The 20,281-nt window shown below is 71.5% G+C and carries 16 protein-coding genes and 1 tRNA gene; 8 read left to right on the forward strand and 9 right to left on the reverse strand.

Going from position 1 to position 20,281, the window contains the following annotated elements; translation table 11 throughout:
* Positions 1 to 106: 106 nt before the first annotated feature.
* Both A8713_RS12970 and A8713_RS12975 read left to right on the forward strand, forming a co-directional pair.
* Positions 107 to 727: a MerR family transcriptional regulator gene (locus A8713_RS12970; RefSeq protein WP_064533642.1), complete on the forward strand. Its 621-nt coding sequence runs from the start codon at positions 107 to 109 to the stop codon at positions 725 to 727.
* 198 nt (positions 728 to 925) lie between these two features.
* Positions 926 to 2,263: a recombinase family protein gene (locus A8713_RS12975; protein WP_237305544.1), complete on the forward strand. Its 1,338-nt coding sequence runs from the start codon at positions 926 to 928 to the stop codon at positions 2,261 to 2,263.
* A 47-nt stretch (positions 2,264 to 2,310) separates the two neighbouring features.
* Here the strand turns inward: A8713_RS12975 and A8713_RS12980 are convergent, their stop codons facing one another.
* Entirely contained in the window at positions 2,311 to 3,114 is an 804-nt protein-coding gene (locus tag A8713_RS12980) for an exodeoxyribonuclease III (RefSeq protein ID WP_064533646.1), read from the reverse strand.
* A gap of 92 nt (positions 3,115 to 3,206) precedes the next feature.
* Here A8713_RS12980 and A8713_RS12985 point away from each other — a divergent pair, with 92 nt between their 5' ends.
* The 4 genes from A8713_RS12985 (at position 3,207) to A8713_RS13000 (ending at position 7,428) form a co-directional block, all read left to right on the forward strand.
* Positions 3,207 to 3,686, forward strand: a complete 480-nt coding sequence (locus tag A8713_RS12985) for a GNAT family N-acetyltransferase (protein ID WP_064533648.1) — start codon at positions 3,207 to 3,209, stop codon at positions 3,684 to 3,686.
* Between the two features lie 265 nt (positions 3,687 to 3,951).
* Positions 3,952 to 5,187: a hypothetical protein gene (locus A8713_RS12990; RefSeq protein ID WP_064537479.1), complete on the forward strand. Its 1,236-nt coding sequence runs from the start codon at positions 3,952 to 3,954 to the stop codon at positions 5,185 to 5,187.
* Between the two features lie 174 nt (positions 5,188 to 5,361).
* Positions 5,362 to 5,949 carry a hypothetical protein gene (locus A8713_RS12995; RefSeq protein ID WP_064533650.1) on the forward strand — a complete coding sequence of 196 codons (588 nt, stop codon included), beginning with the start codon at positions 5,362 to 5,364 and terminating at the stop codon, positions 5,947 to 5,949.
* Between the two features lie 219 nt (positions 5,950 to 6,168).
* Positions 6,169 to 7,428 carry a hypothetical protein gene (locus A8713_RS13000; RefSeq protein ID WP_237305356.1) on the forward strand — a complete coding sequence of 420 codons (1,260 nt, stop codon included), beginning with the start codon at positions 6,169 to 6,171 and terminating at the stop codon, positions 7,426 to 7,428.
* Positions 7,429 to 8,876: 1,448 nt separating this feature from the next.
* Here A8713_RS13000 and A8713_RS13005 read toward each other — a convergent pair.
* The 7 genes from A8713_RS13005 to galU all read right to left on the reverse strand — a co-directional run bounded on the left by A8713_RS13005 (position 8,877) and on the right by galU (position 14,592).
* Positions 8,877 to 8,950: transfer RNA gene (locus A8713_RS13005), tRNA-Ala, on the reverse strand.
* A 115-nt stretch (positions 8,951 to 9,065) separates the two neighbouring features.
* On the reverse strand, positions 9,066 to 10,358 hold the full coding sequence (locus A8713_RS13010) for a gephyrin-like molybdotransferase receptor GlpR (protein WP_064533651.1): 1,293 nt from the start codon (positions 10,356 to 10,358) through the stop codon (positions 9,066 to 9,068).
* A gap of 173 nt (positions 10,359 to 10,531) precedes the next feature.
* Positions 10,532 to 11,167 (reverse strand): GNAT family N-acetyltransferase, encoded by a 636-nt coding sequence (locus A8713_RS13015; protein WP_106967344.1) that lies wholly within the window; start codon positions 11,165 to 11,167, stop codon positions 10,532 to 10,534.
* 20 nt (positions 11,168 to 11,187) lie between these two features.
* Positions 11,188 to 11,745, reverse strand: a complete 558-nt coding sequence (locus tag A8713_RS13020; protein ID WP_064533653.1) for a MogA/MoaB family molybdenum cofactor biosynthesis protein — start codon at positions 11,743 to 11,745, stop codon at positions 11,188 to 11,190.
* Entirely contained in the window at positions 11,742 to 12,275 is a 534-nt protein-coding gene (gene moaC, locus A8713_RS13025; RefSeq protein WP_064533654.1) for a cyclic pyranopterin monophosphate synthase MoaC, read from the reverse strand. The genes A8713_RS13020 and moaC overlap by 4 nt, the downstream gene beginning before the upstream one ends.
* An 86-nt stretch (positions 12,276 to 12,361) precedes the next feature.
* The gene (glp, locus tag A8713_RS13030; protein ID WP_064533655.1) at positions 12,362 to 13,684 is read right to left on the reverse strand and encodes a molybdotransferase-like divisome protein Glp; all 1,323 of its coding nucleotides are present in this window, start codon (positions 13,682 to 13,684) and stop codon (positions 12,362 to 12,364) included.
* Positions 13,685 to 13,689: 5 nt separating this feature from the next.
* Entirely contained in the window at positions 13,690 to 14,592 is a 903-nt protein-coding gene (galU, locus tag A8713_RS13035) for a UTP--glucose-1-phosphate uridylyltransferase GalU (protein ID WP_064533656.1), read from the reverse strand.
* Positions 14,593 to 14,727: 135 nt separating this feature from the next.
* Here galU and A8713_RS13040 point away from each other — a divergent pair, with 135 nt between their 5' ends.
* Positions 14,728 to 15,342: a 5-formyltetrahydrofolate cyclo-ligase gene (locus A8713_RS13040; RefSeq protein WP_064533657.1), complete on the forward strand. Its 615-nt coding sequence runs from the start codon at positions 14,728 to 14,730 to the stop codon at positions 15,340 to 15,342.
* An 89-nt stretch (positions 15,343 to 15,431) separates the two neighbouring features.
* Here A8713_RS13040 and A8713_RS13045 read toward each other — a convergent pair whose 3' ends face one another.
* Complete coding sequence (locus tag A8713_RS13045) at positions 15,432 to 18,263, reverse strand: penicillin acylase family protein (protein WP_064533658.1); 2,832 nt, start codon at positions 18,261 to 18,263, stop codon at positions 15,432 to 15,434.
* 236 nt (positions 18,264 to 18,499) lie between these two features.
* On the opposite strand from A8713_RS13045, the gene A8713_RS13055 reads away from it, so the two are divergent.
* Positions 18,500 to 20,011, forward strand: a complete 1,512-nt coding sequence (locus A8713_RS13055; protein ID WP_079158943.1) for a potassium/proton antiporter — start codon at positions 18,500 to 18,502, stop codon at positions 20,009 to 20,011.
* Positions 20,012 to 20,281: the final 270 nt, after the last annotated feature.

Raw genomic sequence — 20,281 nt, forward strand, 5'->3', positions numbered from 1 at the left:
AGGGGTCGGGACCGGGAAAGTTACCGGCGGTACAACATAGGCTGCCGGTGTGGCTGAGGACGCTGGACGACCGGACGGGCAGGGCGGCGGCCCGCGCGAGTACCGCATGGAGGAGCTGGCGCGGCTGGCCGGCATCACCGTGCGCACCCTGCGCTTCTACCGCGAACGCAAGCTGATACCCCCGCCCCGCCGTGAGGGCCGTATCGCCTGGTACGACGACCATCACTTGGCCCGGCTGCGCACCATCACGGCCCTGCTGGAACGCGGCCACACGCTCAGCGGCATCGCCGAGCTGGCCGAGGCGTTCGACCACGGCCGCGACGTCGGCGACCTGCTCGGCGTGGGCGAGCCCACCGAGGAGACCCCGGTCCGCCTCACCCCCGAGGAACTCGCCGACCACTTCGCGGGCGAGGTCACCGCGGAGAACCTGGCCGCCGCCATGGACCTCGGTTACCTCGGCACCGACGGCGACGAGATCGTCCACGTCAGCCGCCGGCTGCTCGACGTCTCCGCCGCCCTGGTCCGCGAGGGCATCCCGCTGGCCGCGGTCCTGGCCGCCGGCCACCGCGTCCGCGCCCACGCCGAGGCCCTGGCCGAGCTCTTCACCGACCTCATCACCCACCACGGCACCGAGAAGGACCTCCACCGCCTGCGCCCCCTGGCGAAGAGCGTGGTGGACGCGGAACTGTCGATGGCTCTGGACCGGCGGCTGAACAAGGGGGCGTGAGGGCGCCGGGGGTACCCGAGGCGCAGATGCAGCAACAACCTGCCACCGTTGCGTATGTGCCGGGCGTTCACTCCATCGAGGCACATTCCGCACAACAGCGGACGGAAGCGCGTTCGCTCTCCGAGAGTGAGAACGAAAGGCCCCGGCGACTGTGCGACCAGCCCCGGGGTACGGCCGACACTCTCCAGGAGCGCCGACATGCCCGAGCATAACCGTCCACCGCACGGGGCCACTTCGGCTCGCACCGGATCGCCACGAGCCCTCGGTGCCGTACGCCTCAGCTGCCTCACGAAGGCAACCACGTCACCCGGCAGGCAGCGCGCCGCGATCCGACTGTGTGCGGAGCAGTTGAACCTGACCCTGATCGCGGAGGCCGCGGACCTGGGGGTCTCCGCGCACACGACATCTCCGTTCGAGCGCCCGTCCCTGTCGCCCTGGCTGCGGCATCCCGAGAAATACGACGCTGTCGTGTGGTCGCACGTGGACCGCGCCGTACGATCCCTCGCCCATATGTCCCAGCTGATCGAGTGGGGCCGCTCCCGCACGAGGACGCTCGTCTTCGGGATGCCCGAGGAAGACTGGCCGCTGGTGGTCACGCCGCAGGCGGACAGGCTCGTCGTCCGCCGTTGCCTGGACCTGGCCCATGCGGCCGAGCAGGAAGCCCGTGCCATCTCCGCTCGGCTCACCGGTGCCCACGAGGCGCTGCGCGCCGCAGGCCGGTACGGCGGCGGCCTCGTCCCCTTCGGCTACCGCAAGGTTCCGCACGCCTCCGGCGCCGGTTGGTCCCTGGCCCCCGATCCCGAAACCGCCGCCCTCGTCCTCTCGATCGTGGAGGACGTGCACGCGGGGCGCTCCCTGGTGGCCGTCGCACAGCGCCTGAACGACCAGGGTGTGCCGGTCCCCCGTGACCGCCACGCCCAGTTGCAGGGCCGGCCCACGGGCGGCCGGCGCCACGGGCGCGACTTCGAACGGTTCCGCTGGACGTCGGGCACGCTCTCGAAGGTACTGCGCAGCCCGTCATTGGCCGGGCACCGCACCCACCGGGGCCGGACCGTCCGTGATCACTCCGGTACACCGGTACTCATCGGACAGCCGCTGCTGTCTGCGGAGGACTTCGATGCGCTGCAGGACGTGCTCGCAGCACGCTCGAACGGCACCCGCCGCCCGCGGAGCCGGACGACGTCGCTGCTCACGGGTGTCGTGTACTGCGCGGGCTGCGGTGGGCGCATGTACTTCGCCGCACGTAAAGGGCGGCCGTACGGCGACTATGTGTGCCGAGCGACCGCACGCGGCGACGTATGCCCCGCTCCGGGCGGAATGCGCTCCGACTGGCTCGAGAGCTACACAGCCGACCGCTATCACCAGGCGACAGCGGCGACGGCGCCCGTCTCCCGTGAGGACCTGCTCCGCGACGACGTTCGCGTCACCGTGGCGAAAGGACGATCCGGCGGTGGCCGCGAACGACTGGCCGGGCCGGACACCTCACGTCTGACGTTCGTCCTCGGAAGTTCCCTGCCGGACCGGCCACAGCGCTGAGCCGGAGCGGGCGGGGGATGCCTCGTCGGCACCCCCGCGCCGCGTTGTCACGGCTCGAAGACCACCGTCACAGGGGCATGGTCCGACCAGCGCGCCTCGTGGCTGGCGGCTCGTTCCACATACGCCTTGACCGCTCGCCGGGCGAGCCCCGGAGTGGCGACGGCGAGGTCGATCCGCCATCCCGCGTCATTGTCGAAGGCCCGCCCCCGGTACGACCACCAGGTGTACGGTCCCGCCACGTCCGGGTGCAGGGCGCGCACCACGTCGACATAGCCGCCGTCCGCCGGGTCCAGGACCCGGCTCAGCCACTCTCGCTCCTCGGGCAGGAAGCCGGAGTTCTTCTGGTTGGCGCGCCAGTTCTTCAGGTCGGCCTGCTGGTGGGCGATGTTCCAGTCGCCGCAGACCAGGACCTCGCGTCCGTCGGCGGCGGCCCGCTCGCGCAGCTCCTTGAGGTGGGCGAGGAACTCACCCATGAACCGGATCTTCTCGTCCTGCCGCTCGGTGCCGACCTCGCCGGAGGGCAGGTAGAGGGAGGCGACCGTCACACCCGGCAGGTCGGCCTCGACATAGCGCCCGCTGCCGTCGAACTCCGCCGAGCCGAAGCCGACACGGACGGCGTCCGGCTCGCGGCGGGTGTAGAGGGAGACGCCCGCGCGGCCCTTGGCGGCGGCGGGGGCGTGCACGGCGTGCCAGCCGACGGGCGTGCGCACCTGCTCGGGCAGTTGCTGCGGCTCGGCGCGCACCTCCTGGAGGCAGAGCACATCGGCGCCGGTCAGCGCGAGCCACTCCACGAAGCCCTTCTTCGCGGCGGCACGCAGTCCGTTGACGTTGGCGGAGGTCACAGTGAGCACTCGGGCACTTTACCGGCACACTGGACGGGGTCCCGTAAGAGACCCGAGGCACCCTCTCCCGTTACCCACTGCATCGATATACGGTATCCAACATGTTCATTCGCCCTGTCGCCTTCGACCACCCCGACGCCGTCAAGCTGAACGACGAGGTCCAGGCCGAGTACCACGTGCGCTACGGCGACGGCGGCGACGCCACCCACCTGGACCCGGCCGACTTCCGCCCGCCGCACGGCGTCTACCTGATCGCCTACGACGAGGACGGCACCCCCGTCGCCACCGGCGGCTGGCGCAGCCAGGACAAGAACGCCGAGGGCAACGAGGACGGCGACGCCGAGGTGAAGCGCATGTTCGTGATCGAGTCCATGCGCGGCCGGGGCCTCGCCCGCCGCATCCTCGCCGCACTGGAGGAGGACGCCCGCGCGGCGGGCCGCGTCCGCATGGTCCTGGAGACCGGCGACCAGCAGCCCGAGGCCATCGCCCTGTACACCTCCAGCGGCTACGAGCCCTGCGCCAAGTTCGGCTACTACCGGGAGTACGAGTCGAGCCTCTGCTACGCCAAGCCGCTGCGGTGACGGCGGACGGCCGACGGGAAGGAGCGACGGCTCCGGCTCCCCGCCGACGGCCGCCGGGGAACGAGGAGAGTCCGGGGGCGGACGAACCTCGGGAACGGAACCCCGGCCTGTCAGTGGCGCCATGGATGATCCGTCGCATGACACACGGTTCTGGGGACGCCCTGCGCCCTCTCGCCCTTCGGCGTCTGCCATCCGAGATCGAGGTCCCGGAAGATCTGGCCGGGCGGCGCTTCGAGCGGGCTAGGTCCGCCCGGCGGTGCGGCTGATGGCCGCGGCGGCTCCCGCCTGGGGAGTCCAGTACACGCTGAGCCTGCCGGACGAGGACGCCGCCCGCGCCGCCGCGGCTGAGCTGTCCGGGAACGGGCACCGTCTGACGGCGGCGCGCGTCCATGATCACTTCAGGTTCGATCCGTCGAGCTTCTGGCACGGTCGGCCGTCGACGGACCCCGGCCTGGAGGGGTGGTGGCAGGTCTTCTCGCTGGCCGTCCACAGCGGGTACGAGCGCCTGGCACTCGAACCGTTCCTCCGGAGCGAGCGGATCCGGGTGGCCCAGGGCGCCCGTGCCCACGGCGGATTCCAGCAGGGGTACAGCGAGGGGCATGCCACGACTCTCGAAAGGGGCTTCGTACGGGACGGCCTGGTCCATGAGCGGGCCGGTGCCGATGTCGCCCTTCCGAGTCCGCTGCCCGAGGACCCCGCGCGTCCCCCGGCCGGACCGCCGTGGAAGAACAGCGGAACCGGTGAGCCCGCGACGCTGGTCCGGGCCGCGGTGGCGGTCGCCGAACGCATGTACGGCAGCGCAGAGGGCGCGCCGGACGCCGTGGAGTGGCTGCTCGACGAGGAGTTCGCGTTCGGCGAGCCCTATGAGACGGCGGACGAGTTCCTCGGCGAGCTCGCGGACGCCGTGGCGCACCAGGGCACCTGCAGCGTCGCCACGGCCGAGGCCGTCCCGTTCCTCATGGAACTGGTCCGGGACGACGGCGTCGCGCCCGACTGCCGACTGATTCTGCTCGGCGACCTGCTGCGGCTCGCCGCTTCGGGGCCGGCAACGACGGTCTCCCTGGCCGACCGCGTCACCGCGCTCGGGGGTGCCCCTCAGGAGTCTGCGGCCGAGCACCTGACCCGGCGGGCCATCGGCAGCGACCTGCCGGGGCTGCTGTCCCGCTGGGACACCGAACCCGATGCCGTCCGCTTCGCCCTCACCGCCCTCGCCGCGCTCTGCGACGCTCCTGACCAGCGCGTACTCTCAGGTCTCGCCGTTCTCCCGGCGCCGCCGGGCAGCTCCCGCGCCGATGTCGTGTCGCTCATGGCGGCCCTGCTCGGCGACGACCGAGAAGGACTGGCACCCGCACTGGACCGCCTGAGCTCCTGGCTCCCTTCCGTCGTGGAGAAGGGAGCCAGCCCGAACGTGGTTCTCCGGAACCTGGGGCGGGCCGTCCTCCCGGACCTCGTCCTCGCAGGCCCGGCACCGGGAACCGCAGCGGAACGTGATCGGCCATGAATGTTGACGACGTTAAGAATTACGACTGGCAACGCAGACATACAGGTCAGGGGCGTCAGGCATCAGCCTCACCTCAACTGCCATACCTAATCGGCCATTTGGCTGCCAAACTCGGCTGGCATTCCCTACGATGACTGCCGATGTCCCGTCGTACGGGAGGCCGAGGAGGGGCAGATGAACTTTACGCGGGCGGACGAGCAGGATGCAGCTCCCGGATTGCGAACGGCCGTTCGGATCTTCTCCGAGAGGACGGAGCGGACGCTGGCGCGAATCGCTGAGCTCGAGGCAGAACTCGCCGACCTCCGAATCACGGCGGCGAGGTACGCGAGCACCCGCGATCAGCTGAGCGAAGCTCTCTCCGAGTGCTTCGCAGGTCGCTCGGCGCCACCCAAGGACGCTCAGAGCCACAATGAGAAAGCCGACGCGGAGAAGAAGAGCGGCGATGCGTCGTGCGACGAAGGGGCTGGATCGAGCAAGCCACCAGAGGGGACGCGTGCCGGGCAGGGTGGGCCGTCGCGGTCGCCGTTCGGGCAGCTGATGCAGGCGGTCGAGCAGATCCTCGTGGGCGCCGGACGACCGATGAAGGTCAGGGACATCACAGAAGCCCTTGGGCGTCCGACGAAGGGCGAGGAAGGGCGAGGACCCATTGAGACGACCCGCGCGACGTGCAAGCGGCTAGTGAGGAACGGTCGGGCCGTCGAGCACCCGATCGGGACCTTCTCCGCCCGCCGGTTCACAGGACCACGGAGAGGGGGCGTCTGATGACACCGCCCCGAGCATGAGAAATCCCCTCCTCCCATCACAGGGAGGAGGGGACGGGCTCCGTTGAGCTTGCACCCTCTTCGGAACCCAGTGACGTGGTCCCTGGTAGAGGCTCACGCATCCCCGAGGCTAGAGCAATCCGCCTCGGCTCGGGGGGTGCGTGGCCTATTTCGTCGTTCCCTGAAGTCGGTTTCCATGGGGACAGAAAGGCCGATTTTTATGCGTACTGCGCATTCCGCCCCGCGGGTACAGCGGGACGTCGAGGAATACTTCCAGACGTGCAGCGGTGACGACGTCTGGGGGCCCGGTAGCGACCTGCGTCAGGCTTTGCTCCTCACGCGCCAGGGCAAGCACGAACCTGCAGGCGACGGCCCGGACGATTCTGGCGGCGAAGTCGTCGACAGCGGAGTCGCGCCAGGATTCCGGATCGCGGGCAAGATTTCTCGGCGCGGTCTTGTGGGCCGAGACGCCGACCATGTCGATGCACTCCTGTCCGTGAAAGTCGCCTTCGACGTCTTCACCGGCTGCTTGTCCAGCCGGTTCTGTTGGTCTGTGACACTGCCTTCGGAGGTCTCCAGCAAGATTCGCGACTACCGGCCCCGGCTGCCGCATCGGCGCTGGGCGCCGGTTGCCGAGTTGGTGAGAGCCACCGTGGCGGCGACAGCTCCGGCCACCTGCGACGCGGCGGAGCATTTGCTGCACGCGATCGGCCGGATCGCGGTCTGGGCGGACCGGAGCGGGCTGCCGCGCGACCCGGGGACTTGGCTGAGTTTCAAGACGATCGACGCCTTCATCCTGTCGGGTGGCGGTGCGGCGAAGGACTCGACGATGCTGACCTGCCGGACCTGGCTGTGGCGGGCACGAGCGGCTCTGGTGTGGGTCCAGCGCGGAGAGGCCCCTCCGGCTCGGCTTTCCTCACCCCGCACGCTTCAGCCTCCTTACGACGCAGCGGAGTTGGCCCACCTGCGGGATTGGGCAGCCCGGCTGCCAGGCCGGGCTCGACTCGACGGCCTCGCTCTCATGGCGCTCGGAGCCGGGTGCGGACTGATGCCGGGCGAGATCCCACCCATTCAAGGCAGCCACGTTCGCGTGACCTCTGGTGGGGTCGCAGTGCTGGAGGAGAAGCTGCTCAGCCGACTCGTGGCGTGCCACTCCGACTGGGAAGGCGCGCTGGCCGAGGTGGTGGAGGCCTCCGGAACGGGATATCTTTTCCGACCGGGCCGGGAGGTCGCGGCAGCCAAGAATCTCGTCTCGTCCTGGCACGCCCGGCACCAGCCCTACGCGGGCCTGCCGCCACTCTCCGCTCAGCGATTGCGGTCGACGTGGATCGTCGGCCGACTTTCCGAGGGCATCAGTGCGGAGGCCGTCGCTTCCGCGGCAGGCATGGCCTCCCCTGCCAGCTTGGCGGGCTATCACCGCTGGGTCCCTCCGCTCCCCAGAGCGGAGGTTATCCGATTGCTGCGTGGCCGCCGCCCGTGAGGGCACGGCCTGAGGACGATCAGTCGGCTGCCTGCCATATATGCCACGGCTGTGGCCTGGACGGCTCCCCAGTACCGTCGATTCCAAGGTCGCCAGCTACTGACCGTACTCGACCGGTCCGGCCTGGCCCAACAGCTGAAAGGCACGCTGCGATACAATCCTGGGCCGCCAGGCGCGTACCCCAGGACCGGTATCGGCAAATCTGACGCTCGTCGCGTACTGCTCCGGCCGAACCACGAGCTCCGACAGCCGGCGGATTCCGCACTTCTGTCTCCAACCTCAGAGCTCGCGCCTGGCCCGGCGGCCCCGAGGCACCGCCGTCCACGACAGGCACGCGCATGCCTACCAACCGTCGCCTCCGCCGAGGGCCGGCCCGGACCACCACCTTGCTCGACCTGACACACTGCGACCGACGCCTGGGCCAAGCAGCGGCTGACATCCGCTCCGCCGTCTGGAGCGAGGCTGCCAGCCGCGCGGCCGCGAATCGGCTCAAACGGCTTGCGAAACGATTTCGTCCTGCCCCCATTCAGCCCGGCTGGCATAACAACGCGGACATCTGCAGCACTGGGCCGGTGACCGAGGAGTGGACGCCACTTCGATCCCTGCTTTGGGCAACCCTGGCAACGACCGCTCGGGCACGGCCTCAGTCGAGCTCACCGTCGGCTGACACTTCAGCGATGACTCCGAAAAGGACATCTTCGGCTACACAGCGCAGCCCTGCTTGGCGCCGTCCACTCACACACAGGCGAAGAGACCACGAAGAGCCACCTTGCGCCCCGCTGCCCGCAGCTCTGCCACAGCGTCGCCCTGGGCATCCCGACCGCCCGGACGAGAGAGAACGCGGTCACCGTGCTGAAGCACCTTGCAGAGATTCGATCGCCGATAGGTACCTGCGCCGCAGATCACTCCTGCACCGGCTGCTCACCGGAGAACTTCCACATCCCTGTCCACCGACTCGGCTCCAACCTCGCTCTGGGTCACGAGGCAGCCGACCGTGGTGTCAAAGGCAGCAGGCAAGTATCCGTACGATCCGACGACCTCTCCACACGCACCGCCCCTGGCCCGGCCCAGACAGTGCTCGGGCTCGCGGACGCCGCCCCCAGGCCAGCCGTGTCTCGGCTCGCCCCGCCATCCCACGCCCCGGCAGGAAAGGGACAGTCACTCCCGGCCGACGCTGCTGGCGATCTAAACAGGACGGCTTCTGTCTTAGCCCCGCCCGGGGAGGAGCTACAAGCCGACTCACTCCCACGACGAGCATCTTATGCACCGCAGGGCGCCCGGCCAGGTAGCCCAGACGATACTCATCTCGCTCACGGCGGCCAACGAAAATCTGGGCATCCGCCGGACCCGGTGCACCATCATCCACCACCCGGAGCAGGCATGGACGATCCCCGAAACGACGAAGTCCCGATCCGACGGTGACCGTCTGATCGGGACTTCGTGCTGCGTGGACCTGAGGGGATTTGAACCCCTGGCCCCCTCGATGCGAACGAGGTGCGCTACCGGACTGCGCCACAGGCCCTTGCAACGAGTGAAACTCTAGCATCCTCATCCGGCTGGTTGGAAATCCGTTCCCGGCCTGGTCAGCGGGCGGGGCCCTGGGGGGCGTCTGAGGCGGTGTCACCGCGGCCGGGCGGCTACTCGTTGGCCGCGCGCGGCCGGTCGCCGTCCTCGTACTGGTCGAAGAGCGGGGTGCGCCCGCGCTCGCGGGAGCGGCGGGCCGAGGCGGCGCGGCGGGCGTCGCTGCGGCCGTCGGCGGCCGGGCGGTCCTCCGTGCCCGCCGCGGCGTCCGGGGCGGGCGCCTGCGGCTCCGCGGCGGCGGGGGCGGCCTCCTGCTCGGGCAGGGCCGCGGAGGAGCGCGCCGAGCTCCAGGTGTCGGGGGCGCCGAGGTCCACGTCCGAGGTGGCGCGCGGGGCGACCGGCGCGGTCACGTACGTCGGCAGCGGCACGGGCACCGGCTCCCAGCTCTCGCCCCGGCCGGGGCGCCGCCTGCGCTCGCGCTGCTGCTGGTCGAGCCACTCGGCGTGGTCGGTCTGCTCGACCAGGGCGCGCCGGTCGGCGGCGAGCGCGGAGAGGCCGGGATCGGTCTCCGGTTCGGGGCCCGCGTCGGGTTCCTCCGTGTCCGCCTCCGTGTCCGGGCCCAGGGCGGCGCGGCGGCGCGGCGGGCGCCGGTTCTCCCGCAGCCGCTGCGCGGCGGCCTCGGCGCGGCGGCGGTCCATCTGGTAGGCGAAGCGGTTGCGCTCCTGGGTGCGCAGATAGGCGATGTACGCGCTGAGCAGCACGGCGGGCGCGGCAGGCGCCCACAGGAAGGCGAGTCCGCCGACCGCGGCGACGACGGCGCCCAGGGTGAAGGCGAGGAAGAGGACGACGGTGGTGCGGCGGCGGCGCGCGAGCACCCTCGTGCGCCGGGCGCGGGCCGCGGCGGCTTCCGCGCCGGGGGCGCGCCGGGCCGCGGGGATCCGGGTGCGGGCGGGCGCGTCGTCGGCGCCGGCCGGCTGCGGCACCGGAGCGGAGTCCGGCGCGCTCGCGGGCGCGGGCACCTCCGCGCGCTCGCGCGGCGGCTGCGGCCGGTTCCGGGCCGCGTGCCGCTCCCGTACCGGCTCGCGCGGCTGGTCCCGCTCCGCTGCGCGCTGCTGGTCCCGTTCCGGCGCACGGCCCGGGGGCACGGCGAAGGCCCGGACGTCCACCGGGTCGGTGACGGCGTCCGGATCGGCGGCGCTGGGCTCCCCCTCCTCGGTGGAGCGCGCCCTGAGGTCCCTGGCGTAACGGCGCTCCATGCCCGCCCGTCCGGACAGCAGCCGGATGGCGGTGCTGAAGCGTTCCGTCGGACGGGCCTCGTTCAGCTCGTCCTGCCTACGGAGCCACATCGGCACCAAGTAGGCGGCCCAGGCCCCGACAATGACTGCGTAGATGAGGCCGCTGCTGCTCACGTCTCACACCGTAGAGGGGTTTGCATCTGGCCATCGGCCAATTGAGCCGGTGTGTCGCACGATCCGGCTGATATTTCGAGCTTTTTTTGCGACCGATGCGATCAGCAGACCGTCAAAATGGGGAAATTCCCCGCACGAGTGTGATCGCACACCGGCCAAATTCGAACACTTATTCAATTTCCGGGGCTCGTTCCGCCACCGGGCGTGTTGCCCGAGGCGCGCGCGGCGCGGGTGCGGCGCCAGCGGCTCAGCAGTCCGTCCGGCACCTCCTCGGCGGTCAGCGCGAAGACCAGGTGGTCCCGCCAGGCCCCGTCGATGTGGAGATATCGGGGCCGCAGCCCCTCCTCGCGGAATCCGAGTTTCTCCACGACCCGGCGGCTCGGGCCGTTCTCCGGGCGAATGCAGACCTCCAGGCGGTGCAGCCCGACCGCGCGGAAACAGTGGTCCACGACCAGCGCCACGGCCGTGGGCATGACCCCGCGGCCCGCCACCGCCTCGTCCACCCAGTAGCCGACGTGCCCCGAGCACATCGAGCCCCAGGTGATCCCGGCCACCGTCAACTGCCCGACCAGGCGCCCCTCGTGCTCGATGACGAACGGCAGCATCCGGCCCGCCCTGGCCTCCGCGCGCAGATGCCGCACCATCTGCCGGTAGGTCGGCCGGTGGGTGAGGGGGCCGCCGGGGGCGGGCGGCGGGATCGTCGCCTCCCAGGGTCTGAGCCAGTTCCGGTTGCGCCGGTTGACCTCGCGCCAGGCCCGCTGGTCGCGCAGTCTTATCGGCCGCAGGACGACATCGCCCTCGGCGAGCACCACGGGCCAGGCGGGGCCGTTCAGCTCGCACCCCCGGCTCCGGCGCCGGGCCGGGGGTGGTCGCCGCCGCGCACCTGGTCGACCGCGTGCGTCAACAGCGGCTCCAGCACCGCCAGTCCGTCCTTCACCCCGCCGGTGGAGCCCGGCAGGTTGACGATCAGGGTCCGTCCGGCGACTCCGGCCAGCCCGCGGGACAGCGCGGCGGTCGGCACCTTCTGGCGGCCGAAGGCCCGGATCGCCTCGGCGATGCCCGGCACCTCGCGGTCGATCACCCGGCGGGTCGCCTCCGGGGTGCGGTCGGTGGGCGAGATGCCGGTGCCGCCGGTGGTGACCACGACGTCGTAGCCGGCCTCGACGGCGGCGCTCAGCGCGGCCTGCACCGGGTCGCCGTCCGGGACGACGCGCGGGCCGTCGACGGCGAAGCCGAGACGGCCGAGGGCCGCGGCGATCAGCGGGCCGCCCCGGTCCTCGTAGACCCCGGCGGCGGCCCGGTTGGAGGCGGTGACCACCAGCGCGCGGTACGGCGCGGCGGGCGCGCCGCCGGAGGGCGTGCCGCCGGGGGGCGTGTCGAGTGTCATGCCCGGCTCCAGTCGCCCGACTTGCCGCCCGTCTTCTCCTCGACCCCGACGTCCGTGATGACCGCCCCCTTGTCCACCGCCTTGACCATGTCGACCACGGTGAGCGCGGCGACGCAGACCGCGGTGAGCGCCTCCATCTCCACGCCCGTGCGGTCCGTCGTCCTCACGGTCGCCGTGATCTCCACGGCGTCGTCCGCGACCGACAGGTCCAGTTTCACACCCGACACCGACAGCGGGTGGCACAGCGGGATGAGGTCGGGGGTGCGCTTGGCGCCCATGATCCCGGCGATCCGCGCGGTGGCCAGGGCGTCGCCCTTGGGGACGCCCTCGCCGCGCAGCAGCTCGATCACGCGGGGCGCGACACGGACGCGTCCGCTGGCGCGTGCGGTACGCGCGGTCACGTCCTTGCCGGACACGTCGACCATCCGGGCGGCGCCCGCCTCGTCGATGTGCGTGAGGCGGCCTTCGGATCCCTCAGGATGCGGCGCCGCGGCGCGGGGGTCGTACGGGGGTCGGTCCTGCGTGCTCATGCTCGTGTGGCGCTCCCGGTCCGGGCCCGGCGCGGTGCGGCGCGCGGGCCTGCTGTGCGCGACACGCTACCGCCAATCCGGGCCGGTCAGCCGAGCAGGACCACCTCGACCTCGGTGCCGGACTCGACGGACTCGGCGTCCTCGGGGACGACGATGAGGGAGTCGGCCTGCGCGAGGGCCGCGACCAGATGCGATCCGGAGCCGCCGACCGGCCGCACCTCGCCGTCCCGGTACGTCCCGCGCAGGAACTGCCTGCGGCCCCGCGGCGAGGTGAGCGCCTTGTCGCAGACCAGCTTCGCGCGCGTGGTGGGCCGGTGGACGTCCGGCAGGCCCATCAGGGTGCGGATGGCCGGGCGCACGAACAGTTCGAAGGAGACGTAGGAGGAGACCGGGTTGCCGGGCAGCGCGAGCAGCGGGATGTGGTCGGGGCCCACGGTGCCGAACCCCTGGGGCTTGCCGGGCTGCATGGCGAGCTTGCGGAACTCCACTCCGCCGCCCGGCTCGTCCTCGTCCCCGACGTGCGACAGCGCCTCCTTGACGACGTCGTACGCGCCGACGCTGACCCCGCCGGTGGTGACCAGCAGATCGGCGCGGACGAGCTGGTCCTCGATGGTGGAGCGCAGGGTGTCGGCGTCGTCGGCGACGGCGCCCACCCGGTAGCCGATGGCGCCGGCGTCGCGGGCCGCCGCGGTCAGGGCGAAGCTGTTGGAGTCGTGGATCTGGCCGCCCGCCAGCTGCTCGCCGGGCTGCACCAGTTCGCTGCCGGTGGACAGCACCACCACGCGCGGGCGCGGGCGCACGCGTACGGTGCCGCGGCCGATCGCGGCGAGCAGCCCGAGCTGCGGCGGCCCGAGGACCGTGCCGGCCTTCAGGGCGAGGTCACCGGCCTGGACGTCGCTGCCGCTGGCGCGCACGTGCGCGCGTGCCTCGGCGGGACGGTGGACGCGCACCTGCCCGGTGGCGCCCTCCGGGGCGAGGCTGCGGGCCCGCATACCGCGCACCGGGCCCGCGCCGAGCCCGCCGTCGGTCCACTCCACCGGGACGACGGTCTCGGCGCCGGGCGGCAGCGGGGCGCCGGTCATGATCCGGGCGGCCTGCCCCGGGCCGACCCGGACCGGGGCGCCCGCGCCCGCGGCGACGTCCCCGACGACCTCCAGAGAGGCCGGGAACTCCTCGCTGGCGCCGGCGACGTCGGCGACCCGCACCGCGTACCCGTCCATGGAGCTGTTGTCGAACGGCGGGAGGGACAGGGGCACCATGACGTCCTCGACGAGGACGCACCCCTGGGCGTCGAGCAGTTGCAGCTCGATGGGTTCGAGCGGGCGGACGGTGGTGAGGACGTCCTCCAGGTGCTCGTCCACCGACCACAGGCGGTCCGGGTCTGCGGTGTGGTGCGCTGCACTGCTCAACGTCGTCACATCTCCTCGGCTACGTACCGCTGAAGCCAGGTCCGGAAGCCGGGACCCAGGTCCTCACGTTCGCACGCGAGTCTGACAATGGCACGGAGGTAGTCGCCGCGGTCGCCGGTGTCATAGCGGCGGCCCTTGAAGACGACGCCGTGCACCGGGCCGCCGGCGGTCTCGGCCTCCGCCAGGTGCTGGAGGGCGTCGGTGAGCTGGATCTCGCCGCCGCGGCCGGGCTCGGTCCTGCGCAGTATCTCGAAGATGTGCGGGTCGAGGACGTAGCGCCCGATGATGGCGTAGTTCGAGGGGGCGTCGGCCGGTTCCGGCTTCTCCACCAGGCCGGTCACCCGGACGACGTCGCTGTCCGCGGTGGCCTCCACGGCCGCGCAGCCGTAGAGGTGGATCTGCTCGGGCTCGACCTCCATGAGGGCCACGACGCTGCCGCCGTGCTGCCCCTGCACCTCGATCATCCGCTGGAGCAGCGGGTCGCGCGGGTCGATCAGGTCGTCACCGAGCAGGACGGCGAACGGCTCCTCCCCCACGTGCGGGGCCGCGCAGAGCACCGCGTGCCCCAGTCCCTTCGGGTCGCCCTGGCGGACGTAGTGGATCATCGCCAGGTCGCTGGACTCCCGCACCTTGGCGAGCCGTTCGGCGTCGGCCTTCTTCTCCAGGGCCGATTCCAGCTCGTAGTTGCGGTCGAAGTGGTCCTCCAGCGGGCGCTTGTTGCGGCCCGTCACCATGAGGACGTCGTCGAGGCCGGCGGAGACGGCCTCCTCGACCACGTACTGGATCGCGGGCTTGTCCACGACCGGCAGCATCTCCTTGGGAGTGGCCTTGGTGGCCGGCAGGAACCGGGTGCCGAGGCCTGCCGCGGGAATGACAGCCTTGCTGATCCTGGGGTGCGCGTGACTCATGGCGGAAACCTTAGCCGCTGCGTTTGCGGGGGCTCCGCGCCTCCGGTTCATTGGCTCACATATGAGCACATTTACTCTTCGAGCACTCGGCGAACACTCATCGGTCACTCATCGACGAAGGGCACGGAAGCGACCTTGAGCCACATCGGACGGACCGCGGCACCCGGCAAGCGGGCCCTGCGGCAGGAACTCCTCGCGGCGCGCGACCGCCTGACCGCGGACGACGTGCGCGAGGCGGGCGAGGCACTGGCCCGGCGCGCGCTGGAGCTGCCGGAGCTGGCACAGGCGCGCACGGTGGCCGCGTACGTCTCCGTGGGCACCGAGCCGGGCACCCTGGCGCTGCTCGACGCGCTGCGCGCGCGGGGGGTGCGCGTGCTGCTGCCCGCGCTGCTTCCGGACAACGACCTGGACTGGGGCGCGTACGCCGGGGAGGGGTCCCTCGCGCGCGTGCGGCACGGCGGGCGGATGGCGCTGTTCGAGCCGGCCGGACAGCGGCTCGGCCCGGACGCCGTTACCGCCGCCGACGTGGTCCTGCTGCCCGGTCTGGCGGCCGACGGGCGCGGGATGCGGCTGGGCCGCGGCGGCGGCTCCTACGACCGGGTCCTGGCCCGGCTGGAGCGGGCACAGGCGCGGCCCGCGCTCGTGGTGCTGCTCTACGACCGCGAGGTCGTCGGACACGTCCCGGCCGAGCCGCACGACCGGCCGGTGCAGGCGGTGGTGACCCCCTCGGGGGTCCGGCGCCTGGCCTGAGCGCCGAGGCGCGGGTCCCTGGTACGGCGGAGGCCCTCCACGCGCGCGTGGAGGGCCTCCGCCGTGGCCGGGGTGCCCCGGTCAGCGGCTCACGGCTTGAGCACCAGGGTGTCGCTCGTGCTCTTGTCGACCGCGCCGGCCGAGTACGACCAGGGCAGCAGCTCGCCCTTGGCCCACTTGTCCGTCTGGTCGGTGTAGTGGGCGCTGAAGGCGTGCCCGGAGGCACCGGTGAGGTTGATCCACTTGGACTTGTCGAGGTCGGCGAGGTTGACCACCATCCGCATGGACGGCACCCACACGACGCCGTAGCCGCCCGCGGCGTTCCACCCGGAGGCGTTGACCGCGGCCTCGCCGCCGCTGAGCTTCCAGGGGCCCCGGTTGAGGACGTACTTCAGGAAGCCGGGCCCCTCGGTGCCCAGGGTCTGGTTCTTCAGGAACAGGCGGTGCAGCCGGCCCCAGTTCCAGGTGTCGATGTCCTTGCCGAGCTTGGAGGTCAGCTCCCAGCGGGCGTCGATCAGGGCGCGCGCGAAGAGCTGGTCGCGGTTCTCGGCCTTGGGGCGGGTACCGGAGGCCGGCACCTTCCACCAGTCGCTGTCCGGCTGCTTCACCAGGTTGCGGACCACCTCGAACCAGCGGTCGCCGCCGTCCGGCTGCGCCTGGTCGGCCGAGCGCTCGCCGCACTCGCGCACCTTGGTGGTCTCGTCCACCGGACCGGTGTTGCCGGTCGGCTCCACCCACAGGCACTGGCCCTCGACGCGCAGCTCCTTGGGCAGCTTGTTGCCGAAGGCGAGCTTGAGGATGTTGCGCCACACCGCGTTGAAGTACGCCGCCGCCGCCGAGTCGGCGTCCTGGGTGTAGTCCCAGCCCTCCAGCAGCTTCTGCGCCTGCCGGACGTCCTTGTCGCCGATGTCGATCTTCAGCAGCATCGGCACCAGCAGCTTGGCGATCTCGCTGCTGTTGTCCATCTGCATCTGGCGCATGTCGTCGGTGGAGATCTTGCCGCCGCCGTCGATCTTCGACTGGATCAGGTCGGCGATCCGCTGGCTGCGGGTGCCGTAGCCCCAGTCCGTGGTGAGCCGGTACGGATAATCGGCCGGGTCCACCACGGCCTGGTTGGCGGTGACGATGTAGCCGCGCTTCGGGTTGTACTCGTAGGGCAGCTGGCCCTGCTTGAGGTAGCCCTTCCAGTCGTACTTCGAGTCCCAGCCCGGCGCCGGGACCGAGCCGTCGTCGTTCTTGGCGCGCTTGGGGATGCGGCCGGGCAGGGTGTAGCCGATGTTGCCGCGGGTGTCGGCGTAGACCAGGTTCTGCGAGGGCACGTCGAACTTCGCCGCGGCCGAGCGGAAGCCGCTCCAGTCCTTGGCCTGGTCGATGGCGAAGACGGCGTCCATGGTGGTGCCCGCCTGGAGCGCGGTCCACTTCAGGGCGATCGCGTAGCCGTCGCCGCGGTCCGGGGCCGCGGTGTCGACCTGGGCCTTCTTGCCGACCTGCACCAGTTCGTCGTCGCGGTCGGACAGCAGCGGCCCGTTCTCCGTCTCGCGGACGACGATCTTCTTGGACGCACCGCCCGCGACCTTGATGGTCTCCTGCCGGGTCCGGAAGGGCACCGTCTTGTCGTCGCGCAGATAGCCGTCGCCGCTGAGCTTCTCCAGGTACAGGTCGGTGACGTCGACGCCGGAGTTGGTCATGCCCCAGGCGATGTCCTGGTTGTGGCCGATGACCACACCGGGCATGCCCGCGAAGGTGTAGCCGGTGACGTCGTAGGGGCACTTGCCGGACACGGCGCGGCAGTGCAGGCCCATCTGGTACCAGACGGACGGCAGCGAGGCGCCCAGGTGCGGGTCGTTGGCGAGCAGCGGCTTGCCGGTGATGGTGTGCTTCCCGGCGACCACCCAGGAGTTGGAGCCGATGCCGTCGCCGTTCACCCCGACCGCGGCGGGCAGGTTCTGCATCACGCTGCGCAGGCCCGACAGCTGGCTCTGCACGCCCGAGCCGTCCGGGTCCGAGGTGCCGGTGCCTGTGCCGGTGTCGGTGGTGCCCGAGGCGGGCACTCCGGAGCCGCCGTCCGGCAGGCCGGTGCCGTCGGAGCCGGGGTCGGCGCCGGAACCGCCGGACGAGCCGGAACCGCTCGCCCCGCCGTCGAACGCGCCCTCGGACTCGTCGTACCGGCCCTGGGTGATGATCGGCTTGTTCCGGCTGTACGGGTAGTCCGGGTACAGGTCCTTGATCTGCTTGGGGCCGAGGCGGCTGGTCATCAGGGCGCGGTCGATCTCGTCCTGCATGTTGCCGCGCAGGTCCCAGGCCATCGCCTTCAGCCAGGCGACCGAGTCGACCGGCGTCCACTGGGCGGGCCGGTAGTCGTTGGTGAAGCCCAGCGCCGCGTACTCCAGGGAGATGTCCGCGGCGTCGCGGCCCTTGAGGTAGGCGTTGACGCCCTGGGAGTACGCCTGGAGGTACTTCTTGGTGGCGGGCGACAGCTTCTTGTCGTACTCCTGCTGCGCGACCCGGTCCCAGCCCAGGGTGCGCAGGAACTCGTCGTTGTCGACCTGCCCCTTGCCGAACATCTCCGACAGCCGGCCGGAGGTCATGTGCCGGCGCACGTCCATCTCGTAGAACCGGTCCTGCGCCTGGACGAAGCCCTGCGCCATGAACAGGTCCTCCGGGGAGGAGGCGTAGATCTGCGGGATGCCGTAGCCGTCCCGCTTCACGTCCACGGGCCCGGACAGGCCCTGGAGCGTGGTCGAGCCCTTGGTCTGCGGGAAGGAGGCGCGGACGGTGCTGACGGACCAGTAGGCCCCGTAGGCGATGCCTCCGATGATGGCCAGCACCAGGACAAGCACGATCAGTCGGGCTTTTCGCCCCTTCTTCCTGCCGGACTTGCCGGGCTTGTCACCCGATGTGGCGGTGGTGTTGGGGGGCATCGCTGTCCTTGCTGTCCTAACGCGAGCGGCAGGCGGTACTGGAGTGCTGGAGCAACCATAGGCGCAGGGCCCGGTGGCCCTTGACGCGGAGTCGCATCCCGGCGCGCACGGGCGTTCGATCACCGCCGCGAAGGCGTCAAGAAAGCGTCAAGAGTTAGGTAAGGTAACGAAGTAACTGGTGGAGCCCGAGAACGGCGACGCCGGAGAATGCCGAGAACTCGGGGAAGGAACCGCCACTGACTGTCCACCACCTCAACCAGCTCCTGCTCGCCTGCTCCCTCGTCCTGCTCGTCGCGGTCGCGGCGGTGCGGATCTCCTCCCGCAGCGGGCTCCCCAGCCTGCTCGTGTACCTGGGGATCGGCATCGTCATGGGTGCGGACGGCCTCGGCCACATCCACTTCAGCAACGCCGAGATGACCCAGGTCATCGGCTACGCGGCCCTCGTGGTGATCCTCGCCGAGGGCGGGCTCGGTACGAAGTGGAAGGAGATCCGGCCGGTTCTGCCGTCCGCCTCCGTGCTGGCGCTGCTCGGGGTCGCGGTCAGTGTCGGCGTCACGGCGGCCGGCGCCCATTACCTGACCGGCCTGGAATGGCGCCAGGCCCTCATCATCGGCGCGGTGGTCTCCTCCACCGACGCGGCGGCCGTCTTCTCCGTGCTGCGCCGCATCCCCCTGCCCGCGCGCGTGACGGGCACGCTGGAGGCCGAGTCCGGCTTCAACGACGCCCCGGTGGTCATCCTGGTCGTCGCCTTCTCCGCGGCGGGCCCGGTGGAGCACTGGTACGTGCTGCTGGGCGAGATAGCGCTGGAGCTGGCCATCGGCGCGGCCATCGGCCTCGCGGTGGGCTGGCTCGGCTCCTGGGGCCTCAAGCACGTCGCCCTGCCGGCCTCCGGCCTCTACCCCATCGCCGTGATGGCGATCGCGGTCACCGCCTACGCCGCCGGAGCGCTGGCCCACGGCAGCGGCTTCCTGGCCGTCTATCTGGCGTCGATGGTCCTCGGCAACGCCAAGCTGCCGCACTGGCCCGCCACCCGCGGCTTCGCCGAGGGGCTCGGCTGGATCGCCCAGATCGGCATGTTCGTCCTGCTCGGCCTGCTGGTCACCCCGCACGAACTGGTCGACGACTTCGTGCCCGCCCTGCTGATCGGCCTGGTCCTGACCATGGTCGCGCGGCCGCTGAGCGTGCTGGTCAGCCTGCTGCCCTTCCGGGTGCCCTGGTCCGAGCAGGCCCTGATGTCGTGGGCCGGGCTGCGCGGCGCCGTCCCCATCATCCTGGCCACCATCCCCATGGTGAACGGCGTCGACGCCAGCGGACGCATCTTCAACATCGTCTTCGTGCTCGTCGTCGTCTACACCCTGGTGCAGGGCCCGACGCTGCCCTGGCTGGCCCGCAAGCTCCGGCTGGGCGGCGGGGAGGAGGCCGCCGACCTCGGCATCGAGTCGGCACCCCTGGAGCGGCTGCGCGGCCACCTGCTGTCCGTCGCCATCCCCGAGGGGTCGCGGATGCACGGCGTGGAGGTGGCCGAGCTGCGACTGCCCGCCGGATCCGCGGTCACCCTGGTCGTCCGCGACGGAAAATCGTTTGTCCCGCTGCCGACGACCGTCCTCAGGCGCGGCGACGAACTCCTCGTCGTCGCCACCGACCCGGTCCGCGAGGCCGCGGAGCGCCGCCTGCGCGCGGTCGGCCGGGGCGGCAAGCTGGCGAGCTGGCTGGGCGCCAACGGGGCGGGGGCGAGCGGGCCCGGGTGACTCCCGCCCGGCGCGTTCGCGGGCCTGTGCCGTACGGGGTCCGCGCCGCGCGGGCCCGGGGTTTCGAAGGTGGGGGCGAACCGCCCGTGGTGCTCGTTTTCACAGGGGCGGCGGCCCCGCGCCCTGTACGATGAAGGCGCACCCTGATCGAACCAACTCTGCCTGACGCAGAGCTGGCGCGACCGTATGGCGGTCGGGACGCCCCCTCTCCGCGGGCGCCGGCATCTACCGCAGTCCGCGCAAGAGGACAGCTCTCGGCGCGCCCGTACC

This window comes from Streptomyces sp. SAT1 (assembly GCF_001654495.1).
Taxonomy (GTDB): domain Bacteria; phylum Actinomycetota; class Actinomycetes; order Streptomycetales; family Streptomycetaceae; genus Streptomyces; species Streptomyces andamanensis.

Coding starts and splice junctions, on each gene's coding strand:
- A8713_RS12990 (WP_064537479.1), top strand. CDS start 3,952: ATGGCCGCGGCGGCTCCCGCCTGGGGAGTCCAGTACACGCTGAGCCTG.
- A8713_RS13045 (WP_064533658.1), bottom strand. CDS start 18,263: ATGCCCCCCAACACCACCGCCACATCGGGTGACAAGCCCGGCAAGTCC.
- A8713_RS12995 (WP_064533650.1), top strand. CDS start 5,362: ATGAACTTTACGCGGGCGGACGAGCAGGATGCAGCTCCCGGATTGCGA.
- moaC (WP_064533654.1), bottom strand. CDS start 12,275: ATGAGCACGCAGGACCGACCCCCGTACGACCCCCGCGCCGCGGCGCCG.
- A8713_RS12985 (WP_064533648.1), top strand. CDS start 3,207: ATGTTCATTCGCCCTGTCGCCTTCGACCACCCCGACGCCGTCAAGCTG.
- galU (WP_064533656.1), bottom strand. CDS start 14,592: ATGAGTCACGCGCACCCCAGGATCAGCAAGGCTGTCATTCCCGCGGCA.
- A8713_RS13000 (WP_237305356.1), top strand. CDS start 6,169: ATGCGTACTGCGCATTCCGCCCCGCGGGTACAGCGGGACGTCGAGGAA.
- A8713_RS13020 (WP_064533653.1), bottom strand. CDS start 11,745: ATGACACTCGACACGCCCCCCGGCGGCACGCCCTCCGGCGGCGCGCCC.
- A8713_RS12975 (WP_237305544.1), top strand. CDS start 926: ATGCCCGAGCATAACCGTCCACCGCACGGGGCCACTTCGGCTCGCACC.
- A8713_RS12970 (WP_064533642.1), top strand. CDS start 107: ATGGAGGAGCTGGCGCGGCTGGCCGGCATCACCGTGCGCACCCTGCGC.